The 17,221-nt window shown below is 67.9% G+C and carries 19 protein-coding genes; 18 read left to right on the top strand and 1 reads right to left on the bottom strand.

Annotated features, from left to right (window positions below):
• The first annotated feature begins 79 nt into the window (after positions 1-79).
• From AC1DMS_RS02115 to AC1DMS_RS02070, 10 genes are all read left to right on the top strand, one after another.
• Positions 80-1,483: an amidase gene (locus tag AC1DMS_RS02115; protein WP_015865472.1), complete on the top strand. Its 1,404-nt coding sequence runs from the start codon at positions 80-82 to the stop codon at positions 1,481-1,483.
• A complete protein-coding gene (locus AC1DMS_RS02110) occupies positions 1,480-2,367 on the top strand; it encodes a tryptophan 2,3-dioxygenase (RefSeq protein ID WP_015865473.1) in 888 nt (295 codons plus the stop codon). Before AC1DMS_RS02115 ends, AC1DMS_RS02110 begins: the two co-directional genes overlap by 4 nt.
• A gap of 168 nt (positions 2,368-2,535) precedes the next feature.
• Positions 2,536-3,216, top strand: a complete 681-nt coding sequence (locus tag AC1DMS_RS02105) for a nitroreductase (RefSeq protein WP_026283982.1) — start codon at positions 2,536-2,538, stop codon at positions 3,214-3,216.
• Between the two features lie 31 nt (positions 3,217-3,247).
• Positions 3,248-4,198: a ring-cleaving dioxygenase gene (locus AC1DMS_RS02100; protein ID WP_015865475.1), complete on the top strand. Its 951-nt coding sequence runs from the start codon at positions 3,248-3,250 to the stop codon at positions 4,196-4,198.
• Between the two features lie 49 nt (positions 4,199-4,247).
• Positions 4,248-4,877, top strand: coding sequence for an NAD(P)H:quinone oxidoreductase (wrbA, locus tag AC1DMS_RS02095; protein WP_015865476.1), 630 nt, complete (start codon positions 4,248-4,250; stop codon positions 4,875-4,877).
• A gap of 98 nt (positions 4,878-4,975) precedes the next feature.
• Positions 4,976-5,899 (top strand): LysR substrate-binding domain-containing protein, encoded by a 924-nt coding sequence (locus AC1DMS_RS02090; protein WP_015865477.1) that lies wholly within the window; start codon positions 4,976-4,978, stop codon positions 5,897-5,899.
• Between the two features lie 123 nt (positions 5,900-6,022).
• Complete coding sequence (locus tag AC1DMS_RS02085; RefSeq protein ID WP_015865478.1) at positions 6,023-7,141, top strand: iron-containing alcohol dehydrogenase; 1,119 nt, start codon at positions 6,023-6,025, stop codon at positions 7,139-7,141.
• Between the two features lie 145 nt (positions 7,142-7,286).
• Positions 7,287-8,522 (top strand): hypothetical protein, encoded by a 1,236-nt coding sequence (locus tag AC1DMS_RS02080; RefSeq protein WP_015865479.1) that lies wholly within the window; start codon positions 7,287-7,289, stop codon positions 8,520-8,522.
• A gap of 3 nt (positions 8,523-8,525) precedes the next feature.
• Positions 8,526-9,326, top strand: coding sequence for a hypothetical protein (locus tag AC1DMS_RS02075; protein WP_015865480.1), 801 nt, complete (start codon positions 8,526-8,528; stop codon positions 9,324-9,326).
• Positions 9,327-9,394: 68 nt separating this feature from the next.
• Positions 9,395-10,000: an acyloxyacyl hydrolase gene (locus AC1DMS_RS02070; RefSeq protein WP_015865481.1), complete on the top strand. Its 606-nt coding sequence runs from the start codon at positions 9,395-9,397 to the stop codon at positions 9,998-10,000.
• Here the strand turns inward: AC1DMS_RS02070 and AC1DMS_RS02065 are convergent.
• Positions 9,997-10,809 carry an AraC family transcriptional regulator gene (locus tag AC1DMS_RS02065; RefSeq protein WP_041945771.1) on the bottom strand — a complete coding sequence of 271 codons (813 nt, stop codon included), beginning with the start codon at positions 10,807-10,809 and terminating at the stop codon, positions 9,997-9,999. The two genes, AC1DMS_RS02070 and AC1DMS_RS02065, sit on opposite strands and share 4 nt — an antisense overlap.
• A gap of 80 nt (positions 10,810-10,889) precedes the next feature.
• Between AC1DMS_RS02065 and AC1DMS_RS02060 the strand changes: the two genes are divergently transcribed.
• The 8 genes from AC1DMS_RS02060 to AC1DMS_RS02025 all read left to right on the top strand — a co-directional run bounded on the left by AC1DMS_RS02060 (position 10,890) and on the right by AC1DMS_RS02025 (position 17,153).
• Positions 10,890-12,080, top strand: coding sequence for an MFS transporter (locus AC1DMS_RS02060; RefSeq protein ID WP_015865483.1), 1,191 nt, complete (start codon positions 10,890-10,892; stop codon positions 12,078-12,080).
• Between the two features lie 273 nt (positions 12,081-12,353).
• Positions 12,354-12,971 carry a glutathione S-transferase family protein gene (locus AC1DMS_RS02055; protein WP_015865484.1) on the top strand — a complete coding sequence of 206 codons (618 nt, stop codon included), beginning with the start codon at positions 12,354-12,356 and terminating at the stop codon, positions 12,969-12,971.
• A gap of 13 nt (positions 12,972-12,984) precedes the next feature.
• Positions 12,985-13,344 (top strand): hypothetical protein, encoded by a 360-nt coding sequence (locus AC1DMS_RS02050; protein WP_015865485.1) that lies wholly within the window; start codon positions 12,985-12,987, stop codon positions 13,342-13,344.
• A gap of 18 nt (positions 13,345-13,362) precedes the next feature.
• Positions 13,363-14,556 (top strand): bifunctional alpha/beta hydrolase/OsmC family protein, encoded by a 1,194-nt coding sequence (locus tag AC1DMS_RS02045; protein WP_015865486.1) that lies wholly within the window; start codon positions 13,363-13,365, stop codon positions 14,554-14,556.
• 125 nt (positions 14,557-14,681) lie between these two features.
• The gene (locus AC1DMS_RS02040; RefSeq protein ID WP_015865487.1) at positions 14,682-15,101 is read left to right on the top strand and encodes a cupin domain-containing protein; all 420 of its coding nucleotides are present in this window, start codon (positions 14,682-14,684) and stop codon (positions 15,099-15,101) included.
• A gap of 223 nt (positions 15,102-15,324) precedes the next feature.
• Positions 15,325-16,224: a glutathione S-transferase family protein gene (locus AC1DMS_RS02035; RefSeq protein ID WP_015865488.1), complete on the top strand. Its 900-nt coding sequence runs from the start codon at positions 15,325-15,327 to the stop codon at positions 16,222-16,224.
• Between the two features lie 67 nt (positions 16,225-16,291).
• Positions 16,292-16,549, top strand: a complete 258-nt coding sequence (locus tag AC1DMS_RS02030; RefSeq protein ID WP_015865489.1) for a UBP-type zinc finger domain-containing protein — start codon at positions 16,292-16,294, stop codon at positions 16,547-16,549.
• Positions 16,527-17,153 (top strand): peroxiredoxin-like family protein, encoded by a 627-nt coding sequence (locus AC1DMS_RS02025; RefSeq protein WP_015865490.1) that lies wholly within the window; start codon positions 16,527-16,529, stop codon positions 17,151-17,153. The genes AC1DMS_RS02030 and AC1DMS_RS02025 overlap by 23 nt, the downstream gene beginning before the upstream one ends.
• Positions 17,154-17,221: the final 68 nt, after the last annotated feature.

Here is a 17,221-nt window from a genome sequence, read left to right as displayed (position 1 = left end):
TCCACTCTCGTTTCCTCACCCGTCACGCCGTGATGGCGGGTGCGGCCGCCCCATGGCTTTCCGAGCCCGGAGAAAAACCTTGAACGCCGATTGCCCGCCATCTCCCGTGGCCCCTTCCGCATCCAGCCTGCGCCACGCGCTCGACGCCCTGGCCGCCCGGCGCATCACGGCCGTGGCCCTGATCGAGCAGGCACTCGAGGCCGCACAGGCCAGCAAGCGCGACCTGCGCGCCTTCGCCGCCATCGACCGGGACGGCGCGCTGGCCGCCGCGGCAGAAAGCGACAGGCGCTATGCGCAAGGCCGGCAACGGCCGCTGGAAGGGCTGGCCATCGGCGTCAAGGACCTGATCGACACCCAAGGCATCGAAACCAGCTACGGCTCGGCCGCCTACCTGGGGCACCTTCCGGACGCCGACGCCGACGTGGTGCGCGCGCTGATCGAGCGCGGCGCCATTCCCGTCGGCAAGACGGCCACGCATGAATTCGCATGGGGCGTGACCACGGCCAGCGCCACCTTCGGCGACACCTTGAACCCGCTGGACCGCACACGCATTCCCGGCGGCTCCAGCGGCGGCGCGGCCGCGGCGATTGCCTGTGGCGCCGTGGCGGCCGGCCTTGGCACGGACACCGGCGGATCGGTGCGGATCCCGGCCGCGCTGTGCGGGGTCGTCGGCTTCAAGCCGAGCTTCGGCGCACTGCCCACGCGCGGCATCTTTGCACTGGCACCGACGCTGGACCACCCGGGCTTTCTTGGCGCGACGGTCGACGACGTCGCGCTGCTGGCGGGCGCATTCCACATCGAAATGCCGCAGCACGCCGCTTCTCCATCTGCGCGCCTCGGGGTGGTGCGCGAGATCGCGCCCGTGCCGCCGAGCGCCGAAGTCGCATCCGCGTTCGACACCGCGGTTGCGAAGCTCGGAGAATTCCTTGCGTGCACGACCGTCGATGCGCCCGGACTGTTCGACGGCGTCTTCGAGGCCTTTGCGCACATCGTCCTCACCGAGGGCGGCGTCGAGCACTTCCGCCGCAACGCCACCGATCGCATCGCTACCCACTACGGCCGCGAAACCATCGAGCGGCTCGAGCGCGCCAAGAGCATCACGCTGGGCGACTACGCGCGCGCGCAGCAGGCGCGGCGCGACTTCACCGCCCGGCTGCATCGCGCCATGTCGCAGCTCGACTACCTCGTGCTGCCGACCTGCCCCTGCACCGCGCCGCAGGTGAATCAGGCATCGATCGATATCGGCCATTGGTCGGGCACCGTGCGCGAGGCGCTGATGACCTACACGGCGCCTTTCAACGTCGCGGGGTTCCCGGCCATCTCGATTCCCCTTGCCGCCCGCGACGGCCGCCTGCCCGCCGGGCTGCAGATCGTGGCGAAGCCTGGCCGCGACGGCGCCCTGCTGCAGATCGCACAGCAGATCGAAGGCCTCATGCACACCGGCACATCGACGCATCCCCCCACCACCAGGAGCACACCATGAGCAACACCCCCACCCTTGCGGCCATCGAACGCCCCGCGTCCGGCCAGACACCCTACAGCGCATGGATGCAGACCGACACCTTGCACTCGCTGCAGCGTACCGTCAGCGACCACCCGGGCGAGCACGCCTGGATCGTGCATGTGCAGGTGTCCGAGCTCTACTGGATGCTCATCATCAAGGAGATCCAGTCGGCCCAGGCGTTCCTGCGGGCCGACGACCTCCCGCAGGCCTGGCGCACGTTGCAGCGCGTCGTTGCGCACCATGCGCCGCTGGACGCCATCTGGCGCTCGATCGACTGGATGACGCCGAACGACCTGCTCGCGATCCTTTCACGCGCGGTCGCCACGCACGGCAAGGACACGGCGCTGCAAGGCTGGACCTACCGGCAGATGGTCTATCTGCTGGGCATCAAGCAGGCCGAGCACCTGCAGCATTTCGAGCCCCAGCCCCATCGCTGGGAACAGCTCAACAAGGCGCTGGCCGAACCCAGCCTGTACGACGACGTGCTCGCCTTCCTCCGGCGCCGGGGGCTGGGCGTGCCGGCCGAATTGCTGGCGCGCGACCTGGCCGCGCCCTACACGCCCCGCAAGGAGGTCGAAGAGGTCTGGCGCCAGATCTACGCCGACCCCAACGCGAACATCGAGCTCCAGCAGCTCGGCGAGACCCTGGCCGACATCGCCGAGGGCTTCTGCAACTGGAAATTCCGCCACCTGATGGCGACGCGGCGAACCTTCGGTGCACGGCCGGCCTACTTCGGCACCGAAGGCGTTGCGTGGCTCGTGCCCACGATGGACGAGATTCCTTTTCCCGAGCTCTGGTCGGCGCGCACCTTCATCGGTGACCCGCCGCCCGCGTGCCCGCACATGGCCCGGCAGGGGAAATGAAACACCCGATCGTTCGCGATTTCCGGACCGTGCGTGCAAGAAGCAACGGCTTCTCAGGCGCCAGCCGCCTCCCTACGATTTCCCCAGCGTTCACGAGATCGCGTGAACCCAATAACAAGACTTCAAGAGACAACCGTGTCAGCCAACCTACTGATGGAGATTCTGGAAATGAATGCGGCACCTTTCATCGATAACCTCATCCGGGATCGACGCAGCAAGCGCGGCTTTCTCGATCGCCCCGTTCCCATCGACACGGTGAAAGACATCCTGTCGACCGCGAGCCATGCGCCCAGCTCGAGCAACACGCAGCCCTGGCGCTGCTATGTGGTGACCGGCGAAACGCGCGACCGCGTCACCCGGGCTGCCGTGGCGGAGTTCCGCGCCAACCATGCCACGCTGGCGCCGGAATACCCCTTCTTTCCCCAGCCGCTGCACGAACCGTACGGCACGCGCTTCAACACCTTCCGCGGCCAGCTCGGCGATGCGCAAGGCGTGCACCGCAGCGACAAGGCCGGCCGCCTGCGCGACGTGGAGCGCCAGTTCCTGTTCTTCGATGCGCCGGTCGGGATCATCTTCACGATGGACCGCCGCCTCGAATGGGCCAGCTTTCTCTGCTACGGCTGCTTCCTGCAGAACGTCATGCTGGCCGCCAAGGGCCGCGGCCTGGACACCTGCCCGCAGCAGATCTGGTCGCTGCAGCACCACGTGCTGCGCGCGGAACTCGGCATTCCCCAGGACGAGATGGTGATTGCCGGCATGTCGATGGGCTGGGCCAACAACGGCATGCCGGAGAACCGCATGGCCCTGGAGAAAACGCCGGTCGAGCAATTCGCGTCGTTCGCCCAATAACCACCAACCACATCCATACAAGGGTACTCACATGTCGATCATCAAAGGCTTTCACCATCTGACCGCGTGCGTCAGCGGCGCACAGGAAGACGTGGATTTCTACGTGAAGCTGCTGGGCCAGAGCCTGGTCAAGAAAACCGTTCTGCTGGACGGCGACGAGCCGGTCTACCACCTCTACTACGGCAATGCTGAGGGCGATGCCGGCACGCTGGTCACCTCGTTCCCCTTCAAGCAGAAAGGCGTGAAGGGGCGCCGCGGCTCGGGCCAGATCAAGGTCATCAACTACTCGGTTCCCACGGGGTCGCTGGATTTCTGGCGCGAACGCTTCGGCGCCCGCGGCGTGGTCTTCGACAAGGCCGTGGTCGAGCGCTTCGGCGAGCAGCGCCAACGCTTCCAGCACCCCTGCGGCATCGAATTCGACCTGGTGGCCTCCGGCAACGACACGCGTCCGCCCTGCATTGCGCACGACATTCCGGCGGAGTTCGCGATCCGGGGCGTGCACAGCATCACGCTGTCGCTGCGCGAGGTCGATGAATCCATCATCTTCATGAAGGAGGCGCTGGACTTCCACTATGCCGGCCAGTCCGGCCCGCACCACCGCTTCGAAGCCGCCGACGGCAAGCCCGGCACCATCGTCGAGTTCGTGCACGAGCCGGACCGCCTGCAGGGCTCGTCGATCTACGGCGAGGGCACGATCCACCATGTGGCCTTCGCGGTGGACAACGTCGAGCAGCAGATGCAGATCAAGGAAAAGCTGATGTCGATGGGCCACATCGACACCTCCGAATCGGTCAACCGCAACTACTTCCGCTCGATGTATTTCAAGATGCCGGGCGGCGTGATGTTCGAGGCGGCCACCACCGACATCGGCTTTGCCATCGACGAAGAACCCGGCCACTTCGGCGCCGAGTTCCAGCTGCCGCCATGGCTGCGCGAGCGCAAGGACGAACTGCTTGCGCGCCTGGAGCCCATTGCCGTCTGACGGCACGCAAGACACCTTCCACCTTTTTTTCTCCAACACAGGCCAACCCATGTCCAAACCCAAGGTCCTCATCGCTTTCTATTCCCGCAACAGCTCCACCGAGCTTCTTGCCAAGGCCGTCGCCCAAGGCGCCATGGCCGAAGGCGCGGAAGTGCGCCTTCGCCGCGCGCGGGAGTTCGTCGCACCCGAGGTCATGCGCCAGGTGCCCGAGTGGTCCGAGCGGGCCAGCGAGATGAACGCCAAGTACGAAGCCCCGACCGAGGCGGACGCCGATTGGGCCGACGCCATCGTCTTCGGCACGCCGACGCGCTTCGGCTCCATTGCCGCCGAGCTCAAGGCCTACATCGATTCGCTCGGCGGCCTCTGGTTCCAGGGCAAGCTCAACGGCAAGGCCGGCTCGGTGTTCGGCTCGACCTCTTCCAGGCACGGCGGCAACGAGGCGACGCTGCTGTCGCTCTACGGCCCGATGGCGCACCTGGGCCTGATCATCGTGCCGCTCGGCTATGCCGATCCGGCCATGTTCGCGGCGGGCACGCCCTACGGTGCGACCCACGTCTCCAACCGCGATTCGGTGATGCCCGGCGCCGAGGACCTGGCCGTCGCGACCTACCAGGGCCGGCGCGTCGCCACGGTGGCGCGGTCGCTGCGCGTGGCGCAGCCGGTGCCGGAAGCCGCCTGAGACCGGGATAGCGAACGGGGAGCCGCAGCGCTATCCTCGGCGGCAGCGCTGTCGCTGCGTATGCCGGGCGGCCTCCCTGCTCTCTCACCAGGATTGCGATGCTGGACCTGAAGGATGTCTTCTATTTCGTCCAAGTCGTCGACCGCGGAGGCTTCACGGCCGCCGGGTCGGCGCTTCGCCTGCCGAAGTCGACGCTGAGCCATCGCGTCCAGGAGCTCGAGAGTTACCTGGGCGTGCGCCTGCTCAACCGAACGTCCCGCCAGTTCGGCATGACCGACATCGGCAAGGAGTTCTACCAGTATGCGGTCGCGATGCTGCACAGCTCCGACGTGGCCGAGGAGGCGGTGCGCCAGCGCCTGGCCGAACCCAGCGGCGTGATCCGGCTGACCACGGCCGTGGAGATTGCGCAGTTCGCGCTGCGCGAGATTCTTCCCGTCTTCCTGAACCGGTATCCCAAGGTGCGCATCGTCGAGATCGCGACCGACCGCTACGTGGACATGGTGGGCGAAGGCTTCGATCTGGCGATACGCGGGCACACGGGATCGCTCCAGAACTCCACGCTGGTGCAGCGCGCGCTGGCCGATGTTCCCTGGTACCTGTTCGCAAGCCCGGGGTACCTCGCGCAAAGCGGTGTGCCCGAGAGCCCCGCGGACCTTGGCCAGCACGCGAGCGTTGCGATGGTGCGCAATGGTCCGTTGCAGTGGCAGCTGAAAGGGCCGCACGGCGAAGAGCTCGCCATGCCCATCGACCCGCGCTTCCAGAGCAACAACATGGTCGCGCTGAAGGAGGCGGCCTGCGCCAGCCTGGGCATCGCTGCGCTTCCGGGCTACATCTGCAGGTCGGAGCTCCGGGACGGGACCCTGCAGCAACTGCTGCCCGACTGGTCGGCGGCCGATGCGCGCATCTCGGCGCTGATTCCGTTTCGCACCGGCCTGCTGCCCGCGGTGCGTTCGCTGGTCGATTTTCTCGCTGTGGAAATGCCGGTGGTCACGGCATTCGACCATCCCCGCAGCTTCGAGTGAAGCGTGCGCCGGGCGCAGCGGCGTCGTCCACGGACATGGACGCTGTGTCTGGCAAAGAGCGGCTTGTGAGCGGCGGGTGGAGGACCTATCTTGTCGGCCCTGACTTCCACAAGGCCGATCGAGATGAATCACTTGAATTGCTTGCCGCAAGACGGCATTTTCTGGGGCCAGCACATCCTGCAAGGCGCCGTGGCACGGCTCGGCGACCATGGCATCCATCGGCCGATGACGTTCACCGTCGAGCCGCTGACAAAGCTCTACCAGGATTGCGTGCGGCCCAACCTGAAGCAGTCGGTGGGCAGCTTCATGGAATTGCCGGCGCATGTGCCCGACGTGGCGGTGCAAGGCGGCCTCGACGCCTGCCTTCACGCCGAGGCCGAGTCGATCGTGGCGCTGGGGGGCGGATCGGTGCTCGACGCGGCCAAGGCGGTGTCGCACCTGCACCATGAGAAGACCGGGCGCTACCTGCCCATCGCGGCCTTGCCGACAACGCTGTCGGGCTCCGAGTTCTCCCACTACTTCGGCATCACCGAGACGGACGGTCCGGAGAAATTCAAGCGCAGCTACGCGGTGCGCGAGACGGTGCCCAAGGTGGTCGTGATCGACCCCGTGCTCGTGTTCGACACGCCGCGCGCGCTGCTGCTGTCCTCCGCCATCAAGGGCATGGACCATGCGGTGGAGGGCATGCGCAAGGTGACGAAGGAGCACCCGCACGCGATCATGGCGGCCAGCGGCCTGGAGCGATTCTTGAAGGTGCTGCAGAAGTGGCCGCCCGCCATGGCGACGCGCGAGGCGCTGGACAAGGCGCTGGTGACATCCGACGACCTGCTGCAGCTGCAGCTGGCGGCCTGGCAGTGCTACTTCTCGCCGGCCTCGGTCATCTATGGCCTCAGCCACCGCATCGGCCACATCCTGGGCGGCACCTTCGGCCTGCCGCACAGCGCGACCTCCTGCATCACACTGGCGCCCGTCATTCGCGCCTGTGCGGATTTTTACGGCGACAAGCTCGAGATCTTCGGTGCACGCACGGCGCAGGCGGATGCCGCCACGCAGCTGGCCGACCGGATCGCGGGCGTGGTCAGCGCGCTCGGCCTGCCGGACCGCATCGGCGCCTTCGACCTCGACAAGGCAAAGCTGCCGGAGGTGGCCCGGCTGCTGAAGAAGAACTATCCCAACGAAGTGGCCGACCTGGGCAACAACGCGAGCCTCAAGCTCGACGCGCTGCTCGAGAGCCTCTGGTAAGCCCCTGCCGAGTCTTTGAAGAGCGCCTGGCCGAGAACGCATTGGTGCCTTGCAGACAACGCCGTGGTCCCTCGCGCATGCCTACCGCCGAGGGCCGGCCGTTCCTAGGATCGATGGGGTCCATCCCACCCTTCAAGGAACCCCCATGCGTCTGCGCACCATCACCATCGCCCTGGCCTGCGGCCTCGGCGCTTCCCTCAACGCCGCCGCGGCGGATGTGAAGTCCATCTCGCGCCTTGCCGCGGGCCCCGGCAGCGTATTGTTCGTTGCCGACTGGAAAGCCGCCCGCGTCCACGCGATCTCGCTGCCGGTGGCGCAGCAGCAGCCGGCGGGCACGGCGTTCAACATCCTCGACCTGGAGAGCCTGCTCTCGGCCCAGGTGGGCGGCGCCAAGGTCACGGTCGAGGACATGGTCGTGCGGCCCGGCACCGCGCAGGTGTACGTGGCTGTGAGCTACGGCGCCGCGAAGACGCCGGCGCTCATCCTGGTCACCAGCGACAAGAAGGCGCGCCGCGTCGACCTGAAGGCGGCGGCCTCGACGTCGGTCGCGCTGCGCGACGCACCCACCTCGGACTACAGCTTCTGGAAAGAGACGCCCGAGCGCAGCTTCACCGTCACCGACATGAAGTGGCGCGAAGGCGAACTCTTCGTGGCCGGCCTCTCCAACCAGGACTTCGCCTCGACGCTGCGCCGCGTGAAGTACCCCTTCGACGCGAAGCAGTCGATCACCTCGGTGGAGATCTACCACGCGGGCCACAACCTGGTCGAGACCCGCGCCCCGATCCGCGCGATGAGCTTCGCGAGCTGGGGCGGCAAGAGCTACCTGGTGGCCGCCTACACCTGCACGCCGCTCGTGACGATCCCGCTGGACGACCTGAAGGACGGTGCGCATATCCGCGGCAAGACCGTCGCCGAACTCGGCTACGGCAACACGCCGGCGGACATGGTCTCCTACTCGCGCACCGAGCAGGGCAAGACCGAAGACTTCCTGCTGCTGGCCAATTTCGACCGCGCGTCCAACGTCATTCCCGTGGCGCAGCTGGAGGCCACGGGTTCCCGGCCCGGCATGGACAAGCAGGTGCCCTTCGGGCAGCTCGCGGGCGTCGAGGTGATGCAGGCGCCGCTGGCCGGCACGCTGCGGCTGGACAACCTGGACGACAAATCGTTCGTGGTCGTGCGCCGCCGGCTCGAGAAAGACGCGCTGCAGCTCGTGTCCATCGGCAAGGAACTGAGCTTCCGGCTGACCGACCATGTCTCGGAATACGCCTTCGCGGAATACAGCTTCAAGGGCGACAACTTCCAGCTGCAGAACATCAAGCCCCGGCAGGACATGCTGCTGAAGGACGAAGGCTTCCCGGACCTGATCAAGGCGTCGGAGTAAGCCGTGCGTCTTTGCCGACCGTGCGGCGCCGCGGCGCTCGCCGTGGCGCTGGGCGCCTCGCACGCCGCGCCACCCACGCCATCCCTCGCGGCTGCGCAAAGGGTGCGCGTCCAGCCGTCCGCCGGCCAGGTGCCGGCCAACCTGCTGCGCCTGTCCATCGAGTTCGCGGCGCGGATCGAAGGCCCGGTGCTGCCAAGGCTCGCGCTGCTGCGCCCCGACGGAAAGCCGCTCGTGCAACCGTTTCTCGAGCAGGAACTCTGGTCGCCCGACGGCCGGATCCTGACCGTGCTGATGCATCCAGGCCGCGTCAAGACGGGCCTGAACGCGCATGAGCTCCTCGGGCCGATCCTGGTCGACGGGGACGATGTGAGCTTGACGTTGGACGGCCGTCCCATCCAGCACTGGCGCGTCGGGCCCGCGGACACGAGCGGTCCGGCGGTGTCGGCATGGCGCCTGTCGCCCGTGCGCGCCGCATCGAGGCAGGCGCTGGTCGTGACGCTGGACGGCGCCATCGATGGCCGGGACGCCGACTACATCGCAATCGCGGACCCGCAGGGCCGGCGCGTGAGTGGCCAGGCCCGGCTGAAAGACGGCGAGCGCACCTGGACGTTCACGCCGCATGCCCCATGGCGCGCAGGCGAATACCGGCTCATCGCGCGCGGCACCCTCGAAGACCCGGCCGGCAATCGCCTTGGCGGGCGCTTCGAGACGCCCGCAGATGCGCCGGCGGCTGCGCCCGTCGATGCCGCGCTTGCATTCACCGTGGGCCCGGTCCCGCCATCGGCCGGCATGCATCGCCCCTGAACCTCTGAGCCTTTCATGCATTCGACGCCGCCGCGAGGCCCTTGCCGCTCGATGCATCCGCAAATCAAATGTCCGATCGAACTTTCCGCCTCGACCTCCGGCTGCCGCAACTGCGCCGCAAGCGACATGGCGCGGCCCTGGTCCTTCTCGGCATCGGCGCCTGCATTTCGCAGGTGGCGCGCGCCGACACGCCGTTGCACCCACCCTCCTCTTTCTTCACCCAGTTCGGCTCGGCGCACGGGACCCGCACGCTGACCGCGGGGCTGACCTGGGACCTGCCCTACCGATGGCAGCTGGGCCCGGGCGAGCTCCGCAGCTATCTGGAAGCCTCCTACGCGTACTGGCAGATCCAGTCGACGGACCGGGCAGGGCTTTCGCACCTGTCGCAGTTCGCGTTGATTCCCGTGCTGCGCTATCGCCCCGCGGATGGCGCTTCGCCGTGGTTCTTCGAAACCGGGGTGGGGGTGACCGCCAGCTCGTCGGTCTACAGGACCCGGCAGAAGAGCTTTTCGACGAGCTTCAACTTCAGCACCCACCTGGCGGTCGGCCGCAGCTTCGGCGCGCAACGGCAGCACGAGATCGCGTTGCGCCTCGAGCATTTCTCGAACGCCGGCATCAAGCACCCGAACCCCGGCGAGAACTTCATTCAGCTGCGGTACGCGCGCAGGTTCTAGCGGCGCCGCGCAAGATAACGCGCGGGCGGCTGGCCCATGGCCTTCCTGAACATGGCGATGAAGGCGCTCACCGAGTCGTAGCCCAGGCCATGGGCCACCTGCTGCACCGAAAGGCCCGACGTGAGCCACTGCAGCGCCACGATCAGCCGCAGGCGCTGGCTCCAGCGGCCGAAGGACATGCCCGTTTCGAGCTGCACGAGGCGGGTCAGGGTCCGCTCGCTCATGGCCAGGCGCGAGGCCCACTGCGCTGCGGTGGTGCGGTCCGCCGGGTCGCGCATGAGCGCATCGATCAGGCGGCGCAGGCGCGGCTCCTCCGACACCGGCAGGTGCATGGCTTCGGTCGGCATGCGCGCCAGCTGGTCCAGCAGCACGGCATGCAGCCGCAGCGCCTGCGGCTCGCGCTGCGCACCCTCGGGCAAGGCGGCCAGGTAAAGAATGAGCTCGCGCAGCAAGGGGCTGACGCTCAACGAGCAGCAGGTCTGCGGCATGGCCGCGGCGGCATCTTCCACGAACAGAAAGCAGACATTCCCCTCCGCCGAAACGCGCAGGCTGTGGGGCACGCCCCCGGGGATCCACAAGCCACCGTGCAGCGGTGCCATCCACAGCGCACCCGGCACTTCACAGGTCACGGTGCCGCGCAACACCATCGCCAGCTGCCCCTGCGGATGCTGGTGCGCCGGCAATCCCTCCGCGAGCGCCTCGGTGCGAATCCGCACGGCGGCAACGCGCGCCTCCATCTTGTCGAATTCGAAGGTCCAGGCGCCTTGGCGATGCGTGCCCAGGCGTTCATCTTGACCGGATTTGCGCATATTCAGTCGGCCTGCAGGCATTCGAATCCGCGCATCGCCACTAGATTCATCGGTGGCATTGCGCATTACTTCGGACCTCCATGCATTCCTCACAAACGGCAGATTCCTCGCCCCGCGCCGCGCTCCTCATCGCCGGCATCCTGCTCATCGCAGCCAGCCTCAGGGCACCGATCACCACGCTCGGGCCCCTGCTCGAACCCGTGCGCGAAAGCTTTGCGCTCAACGCCTCGCAAGCCGGCCTGCTGACCACCCTGCCGCTCCTCGCGTTCGCCCTGGTGTCGCCGCTGGCGGCGCCACTGGCGCACCGGTTCGGCCTGGAGCGCGTGCTCTTCGCGTCGCTGGCGCTGCTGGTCGCCGGCATCGGCGTGCGCTCGGCCGGAACGGTGTCGGCACTTTTCGCGGGCACCTGCGTGATCGGCGGGGCGATCGCCGTCGCCAACGTGCTGCTGCCCAGCTTGCTCAAAAGGGACTTTCCTCGCCATGTGGCGAAGCTCACGGCCTGCTATGCACTGTCGATGATCGCCGCCGCCGGCATCGCATCGGCCGTGGCCGTGCCGCTGGACCATGCGCTGGGTGCCGGGTGGCCCGCCTCGCTGGGCACGGTGGCCGTGCTGCCGCTCGTCGCTGCGTTGCTGTGGTTGCCGCAACTGCGCTTTCGCACCGTTTCGGCACCCGGCCTTGCCACGGGTGCGCGGGGGCCGTCGGTGTGGAAGGCCTCGCTGGCCTGGCAGGTGGCGGGCTACCTGGGCCTCACCTGCTTCATCTACTTCGCGGCGATTGCCTGGCTGCCTTCGATCCTCCAGGAGGCCGGCTTCTCGAGCGCGCGCGCCGGCACGCTGCATGGGTGGATGCAGCTGGCGGGGGCCGTGCCTGCGCTGCTGCTGATGCCGCTGCTGCACCGCATGCCCGACCAGCGCTGGATCGCCTTCGCGTCGCCCGCACTCAGTGCCTGTGGCCTGGCGGGCCTGCTGGCCCTGCCCGCATTGACGCCGCTGTGGATCTTCGCCTTCGGCATGGGCATGGGATCGGCGCTGATCCTGAGCCTGGCCTTCGTCGGACTGCGAGCGGGCAGCCAGCAGCTCGCCGCGTCGCTCTCGAGCATGTCGCAATGCATCGGCTACCTGCTGGCGGCGGTCGGCCCGACCTTGGTCGGCTTCCTGCACGAAGCCGCGGGCAACTGGACGATGCCGCTGGCCGCCTGCCTGGTGCTGTGCCTGGCGATGTGCGTGCTTGGGCTGTCGGTGGGCCGGTCCGTGCACATCGGCCAGTGAATGGCGCAGGAGGCCGGCGGCGTCGTCGGATTCGCCATGTTCGGTCGATGGCATGTGTGCTCCAGGTGTCGGGTTCGCCGGGGATCGTAGGAGCGCCCCGCCGGCGGCGGTAGGTGCCAGGGCGTGACCGCGGTGTTGCCCTGCGCGCACCAATGCATCGGCGCGCCGCCCCGCGATTGGTGCGCCCGCGGCAACACGGTGCGCCCCGGCGCATGCCTACCGCCGATGCGCACGCCTGCCTAGCATCGCCGCATCAATCCAACGGAATCTCTCATGAAGCTCTATCACATGCCCGGCGCCTGCTCCCTCGCCGACCTGATCGTTCTCCAGTGGATCGGCGCCGACCACGAGCCGGTTCGCATGAGCCTGGACAGCATCAAGTCGCCCGACTACCTTGCCATCAATCCGGGCGGCACGGTGCCGCTGCTGGCGCACGGCGATCTCTCGCTCACCGAGAACGTCGCCATCCTCGGCTACCTGGCCGACCTGTACCCCGAGGCGCGCCTGCTGGGCGACGGCTCGCCGCGAGCGCGCGCCGAGGTCATGCGCTGGCTGGGCTTTCTCAACTCGGACGTGCACAAGGCGTTCAAGCCGATCTTCACGCCGCAGCGCTTCCTGAAAGACGCGGCGATGGCGCCCGTCCTTGCGGACAACGCGCGCGGCCATGTGCGCGAATACCTCGCGCGGCTGGACGGCCAGCTCGAGGGGCGCGACTGGCTGACCGGCGAACGGTCCATCGCGGACCCGTACCTGTTCGTGCTCTCGCGCTGGTCGGCGGCCAAGAAGGTCGACATGCAGGGCCTGGACAACCTCGCGCGCTTCGCCCGGATGATGGACGCCGACGCCGGCGTGCAAGCCGCGCTGGACGCCGAGCGCAGCATGCCACAGTAAGCCGGGGTACGCCATGAGACTCTCGCTGGCCTCTTCCCTCGAAGCCACCCCACCGGGCTGCGCCACGTCGAGCGCACTCGCCCGCTGGTACGCAGAACAGCCCGCCGTGCGGCGCCTGTGGGCGATCCGCGCGGTGGACGAGCCCATGCTGCGCGTCATCGTGCTGCTGGAACCCTCGCCAGACGGCGACGAGATCAGCCCCGCCTGGATGGCCCACGGCAGCCGATGGGCGCGCGACCTGCGCGAGCGGCTGGCGGACGCCGTGCAACTGGAACGCATCGACGGGCCGCTGCCCGAAGAGTTCGAGATCGACGGCGAAGGCGCCGTGCTCTCGGCGCTGTGCTGGCGCGACTCGACCGTGCTCGAAGCCTGAGCGCCAGGAACACGCCCCGTGCCCACCCGCCCCTTCGAATTCCTCAACCGGAACGGACACCGCCTGTCGGGCAGCCTTGAAATGCCGGAGGGCATCCCGCGGGGTTGGGCGTTGTTCGCGCACTGCTTCACCTGCGGCAAGAACAACCTCGCGGCCGTACGCATCGCGCGGACGCTGGCCAGCGTGGGGATCGGGGTGCTGCGCTTCGACTTCACCGGGCTGGGCGGCAGCGAAGGGAATTTCGCCGACGCGAGCTTCTCGCTGAACGTGCAGGACCTGGTGTCGGCCGCCAGCGCCATGGAGGCCGCCGGTATGCCGCCCCGCCTGCTCATCGGCCACAGCCTCGGCGGCTCCGCCATGCTCGCTGCGGCGGACCGCATTGCGGGCGCGCACGCCATCGCGACCATTGCCGCGCCGTTCGATGTGGCGCAGGTGCTGCACCTGCTGGACCCCGCGGGTCTTGCGCGCCTCCAGACCGAGGAACAGGCGCTGGTCCAGGTGGTCGGGCGGCCGATGGCGGTCGGCAAGGCCTTTGTGGACGACCTGCGCACGCATGACCCGGGGGCGCGCATCGCGGCCCTGCACCGGCCGCTGCTGCTGCTCCATGCGCCGCAGGACCGCACGGTCGACATCGAGAACGCCACGCGCATCTTTCTGGCAGCGAGGCACCCCAAGAGCTTCGTCTCGCTCGACGATGCGGACCACCTGCTGTCGAAGCGCGAGGACGCCGAACAGGTCGCGCGCCTCATCGCAACCTGGGCGGACCGCTACCTGCCCGAGCCCGCCGCTGGCCGCCCGGTGGCGGCGGATGCCGAGGCAGAAGAAACGGGCCTCGGAAAATTCCAGCTCGCGCTGCGCTCGGGCGGCTCGCGCTGGCTCGCGGACGAACCCGAGACGGTGGGCGGGCTCGGTTCGGGCCCGACACCCTACAACCTGCTGTCGTCCGCGCTCGCCGCCTGCACGACCATGACGCTGCGCCACTACGCCGACAGCAAGGGCTGGCCGGTCACGCGCATCCGCACCGCGGTCAACCACCGCAAGGACAAGGCAATCTCCCCGCCCGACGTCTTCAGCCGGCGGGTGTCGATCGACGGCGCCATCACGGAGGCGCAACGCACACAGCTGCTCGACATGGCGCAGCGATGCCCCGTTCACCGCACGCTCGAAGGCGGAGCGCGCTTCGAGCCTGTGGAAGGCGAGCCACCGGCCTGAACGCGGGCCGCACAGCCAACGCGCGATTGGTGCCTTGCGGACAACACCGTGATCCATCGCACAGGCCTACCGCGCCGTGCCACCCGATCCTACGATTCATCCATCGCATCAAAGAAGGCAAGACCATGATCAAGATTGCAAGAAGCATCGGACTGACACTGCTGTTCGCCGCGGGCGCAGCAACGGCCCAGAACGCCGCCTCGCACGGCACGCCCAAGAACGCCAAGGTGACGCCGCTGATGACCCAGGAGATGAAGGACATCCCCGGCAAGGAAGTGCTGATGATCACGGTGGACTATCCGCCGGGCGCCGTCGATCCGGTGCATCGCCACGACGCCCACAGCTACGTCTACGTGCTCGAAGGCTCGATCGTGATGGGCGTGAAGGGCGGCAAGGAAGTGACGCTGAAGGCCGGCGACACCTTCTACGAAGGCCCCGACGACATCCACACCGTCGGCCGCAACGCGAGCAAGACCAAGCCTGCGAAGTTCGTCGTCATGCTCGTGAAGAACAAGGGTGCCGAGTTCTTCATTCCAGTGAAATAACCCACCGGTTGCATTCCACCCGCCGCAACGAAGATGACGGGTGTCAGATCGCCGAGGCGGCTGTAATGAGGCGTGCACTTTCCACCCGTTCGTGCACGGGACAGACTCACGTCGGCGCGGTGTCCCCGCGTAAATCCGACCAGCAACACGGCGACGCGGCGGGTGGAAGGCATCCCTTGCTTCCTGCAACAGGGGGCCGGCACAAGTACACAGGACCTCTGCCATGAAACTCTTCTACATGCCCGGAGCCAGCGCACTGGCCGACCACATCGTGCTCGAGTGGTCCGGCCAGCCCTACGAGGCGGTGCGCATGGACCGCCGCAGCATCAAGATGCCGGAGTACCTGGCGCTCAACCCGGCCGGCGTGGTGCCGCTGCTCGTGCACGGCGACTTCACGCTGAGCGAGAACGTCGCCATCCTCGGCTACCTCGCGGACCTGCATCCGCAGCTGCAACTGGCGGGCGACGGTTCGCCGCGCGCGCGGGCGGAGGTGATGCGCTGGCTCGGCTTCCTGAACTCCGATGTGCACAAGGCGTTCAGGCCGATCTTCTTTCCCGAGCGCTACCTGCCGGACGGCGGCCTGGCGGCGCAGCTGGCCGCCACGGCACGCGGCCACGTGCGCGAGTACCTTGGGCGGCTCGATGCGCAGCTCGAAGGCCGCGAATGGCTCACGGGCCGGCGCTCCATTGCCGACGCGTACCACTTCGTGATGCTGCGCTGGGCCATCGGCACGAAGGTCGGGCTGCACGGCTTCGAGAACCTGACGGCCTTCGTTCGCCGGATGCATGCCGACGAGGGCGTGCATGCGGCCCTCGTGATGGAGGAAGGGCTGGCGCCGCGCACCGAGCGCGCGCACAGCGCGCCCGATCAATTGATGCGCCTGAACGAACGGATCCGCGACAACCTGGCCACCACGCTGAACGCCGAAGTGGTCGGGCTGGTGGAGTACAGCGAAGGCGACGGCGCCGAGCTCGAAGTGCGCCGGGGCCTCGTGGAGATCGAGGTCTCGCGGATGGACACGGTCTTCAGCTGGCGGGACGAAAACTACCGCGGCCAGGCGGCCATTCCCTTCGAGAATTTCTCGCGCTATGTCAGCAATGGCGCGATCCGGCTCGATCTGTAGATACACAACCTGCAAACGCCATGAAAAATTCCGCCCCCCTCACCCCCTTGCATGCAAAGGTGTGCGCATGACCGCCGGCTGCCCCCACCTGGAGCAGGTCCGCCCGGTCACGCCAACCACCACAGGTTGCGAGGAATGCCTGCGTTCCGGCGGCCGCTGGGTCCACCTGCGCATGTGCCTCAGTTGCGGCCACGTCGGATGTTGCGACTCCTCGCAGGGAAAGCACGCGACCGGCCACTTCCACGAAACCGGCCATGCGGTCATTCAGTCCGCGGAGCCCGGCGAATCCTGGAGATGGTGCTATGTCGACCACAAGCTCGTCTGACAGCGCCGCCGATGCGGTGTTCGACGCCACGGGCATCGCCGCCCGTGCCAAGCGCGCCGGCGACCTTGCGCCCGACGCGACCCTGCCGGACGGTGCCGGCCGCCTGGTCCGACTGTCGGACGAATGGCGCAAGGGCCCGCTCGTGCTGGTGTTCTACCGCGGCGGCTGGTGCGGCTACTGCAGCCTCCAGCTGCGGGCCTGGCACCAGCGGGCGGACGACCTGGCGCGGCTCGGCGCCACGCTCCTGGCGATCTCGCCGCAGACGCCCGACCATTCGATGCGTACGGCCGAGGACAACCAGTTCACGTTCACCGTGCTCAGCGATTCCAACCTCGAAGCCGCCAGCGGCTTCGAGCTGGCCTTCACGCTCCCGCCCGAGCTCGTCAGCTTCTACGGCTCGGTGGGCACCGACATTCCCGTCCTGAACGGCAACGGCCTGTGGGTGTTGCCGGTTCCGGCGACCTATGTGATCGATGAGGATGGCCGCATCCGTTTCGCCCACATCGAGGAGGACATCCGGAAGCGCGCAGAGCCGGCCGATGTGCTGCGCGCAATCGAAGACATGGTCCGCGGCCGCGCCCTTGCGGCAGCCAGTGCCCCCTGAAGGTCCCATGCGACGAAGCCCGCCAGTGAGTGACTGGCGGGCTTCCTGCGATGGGCCTCAGGCGATTC

The organism is Variovorax sp. 05T418, assembly GCF_056396385.1.
The sequence above is the reverse complement of the archived record's forward strand: the minus strand, read 5'-3'. Positions and strand labels throughout refer to the sequence as shown.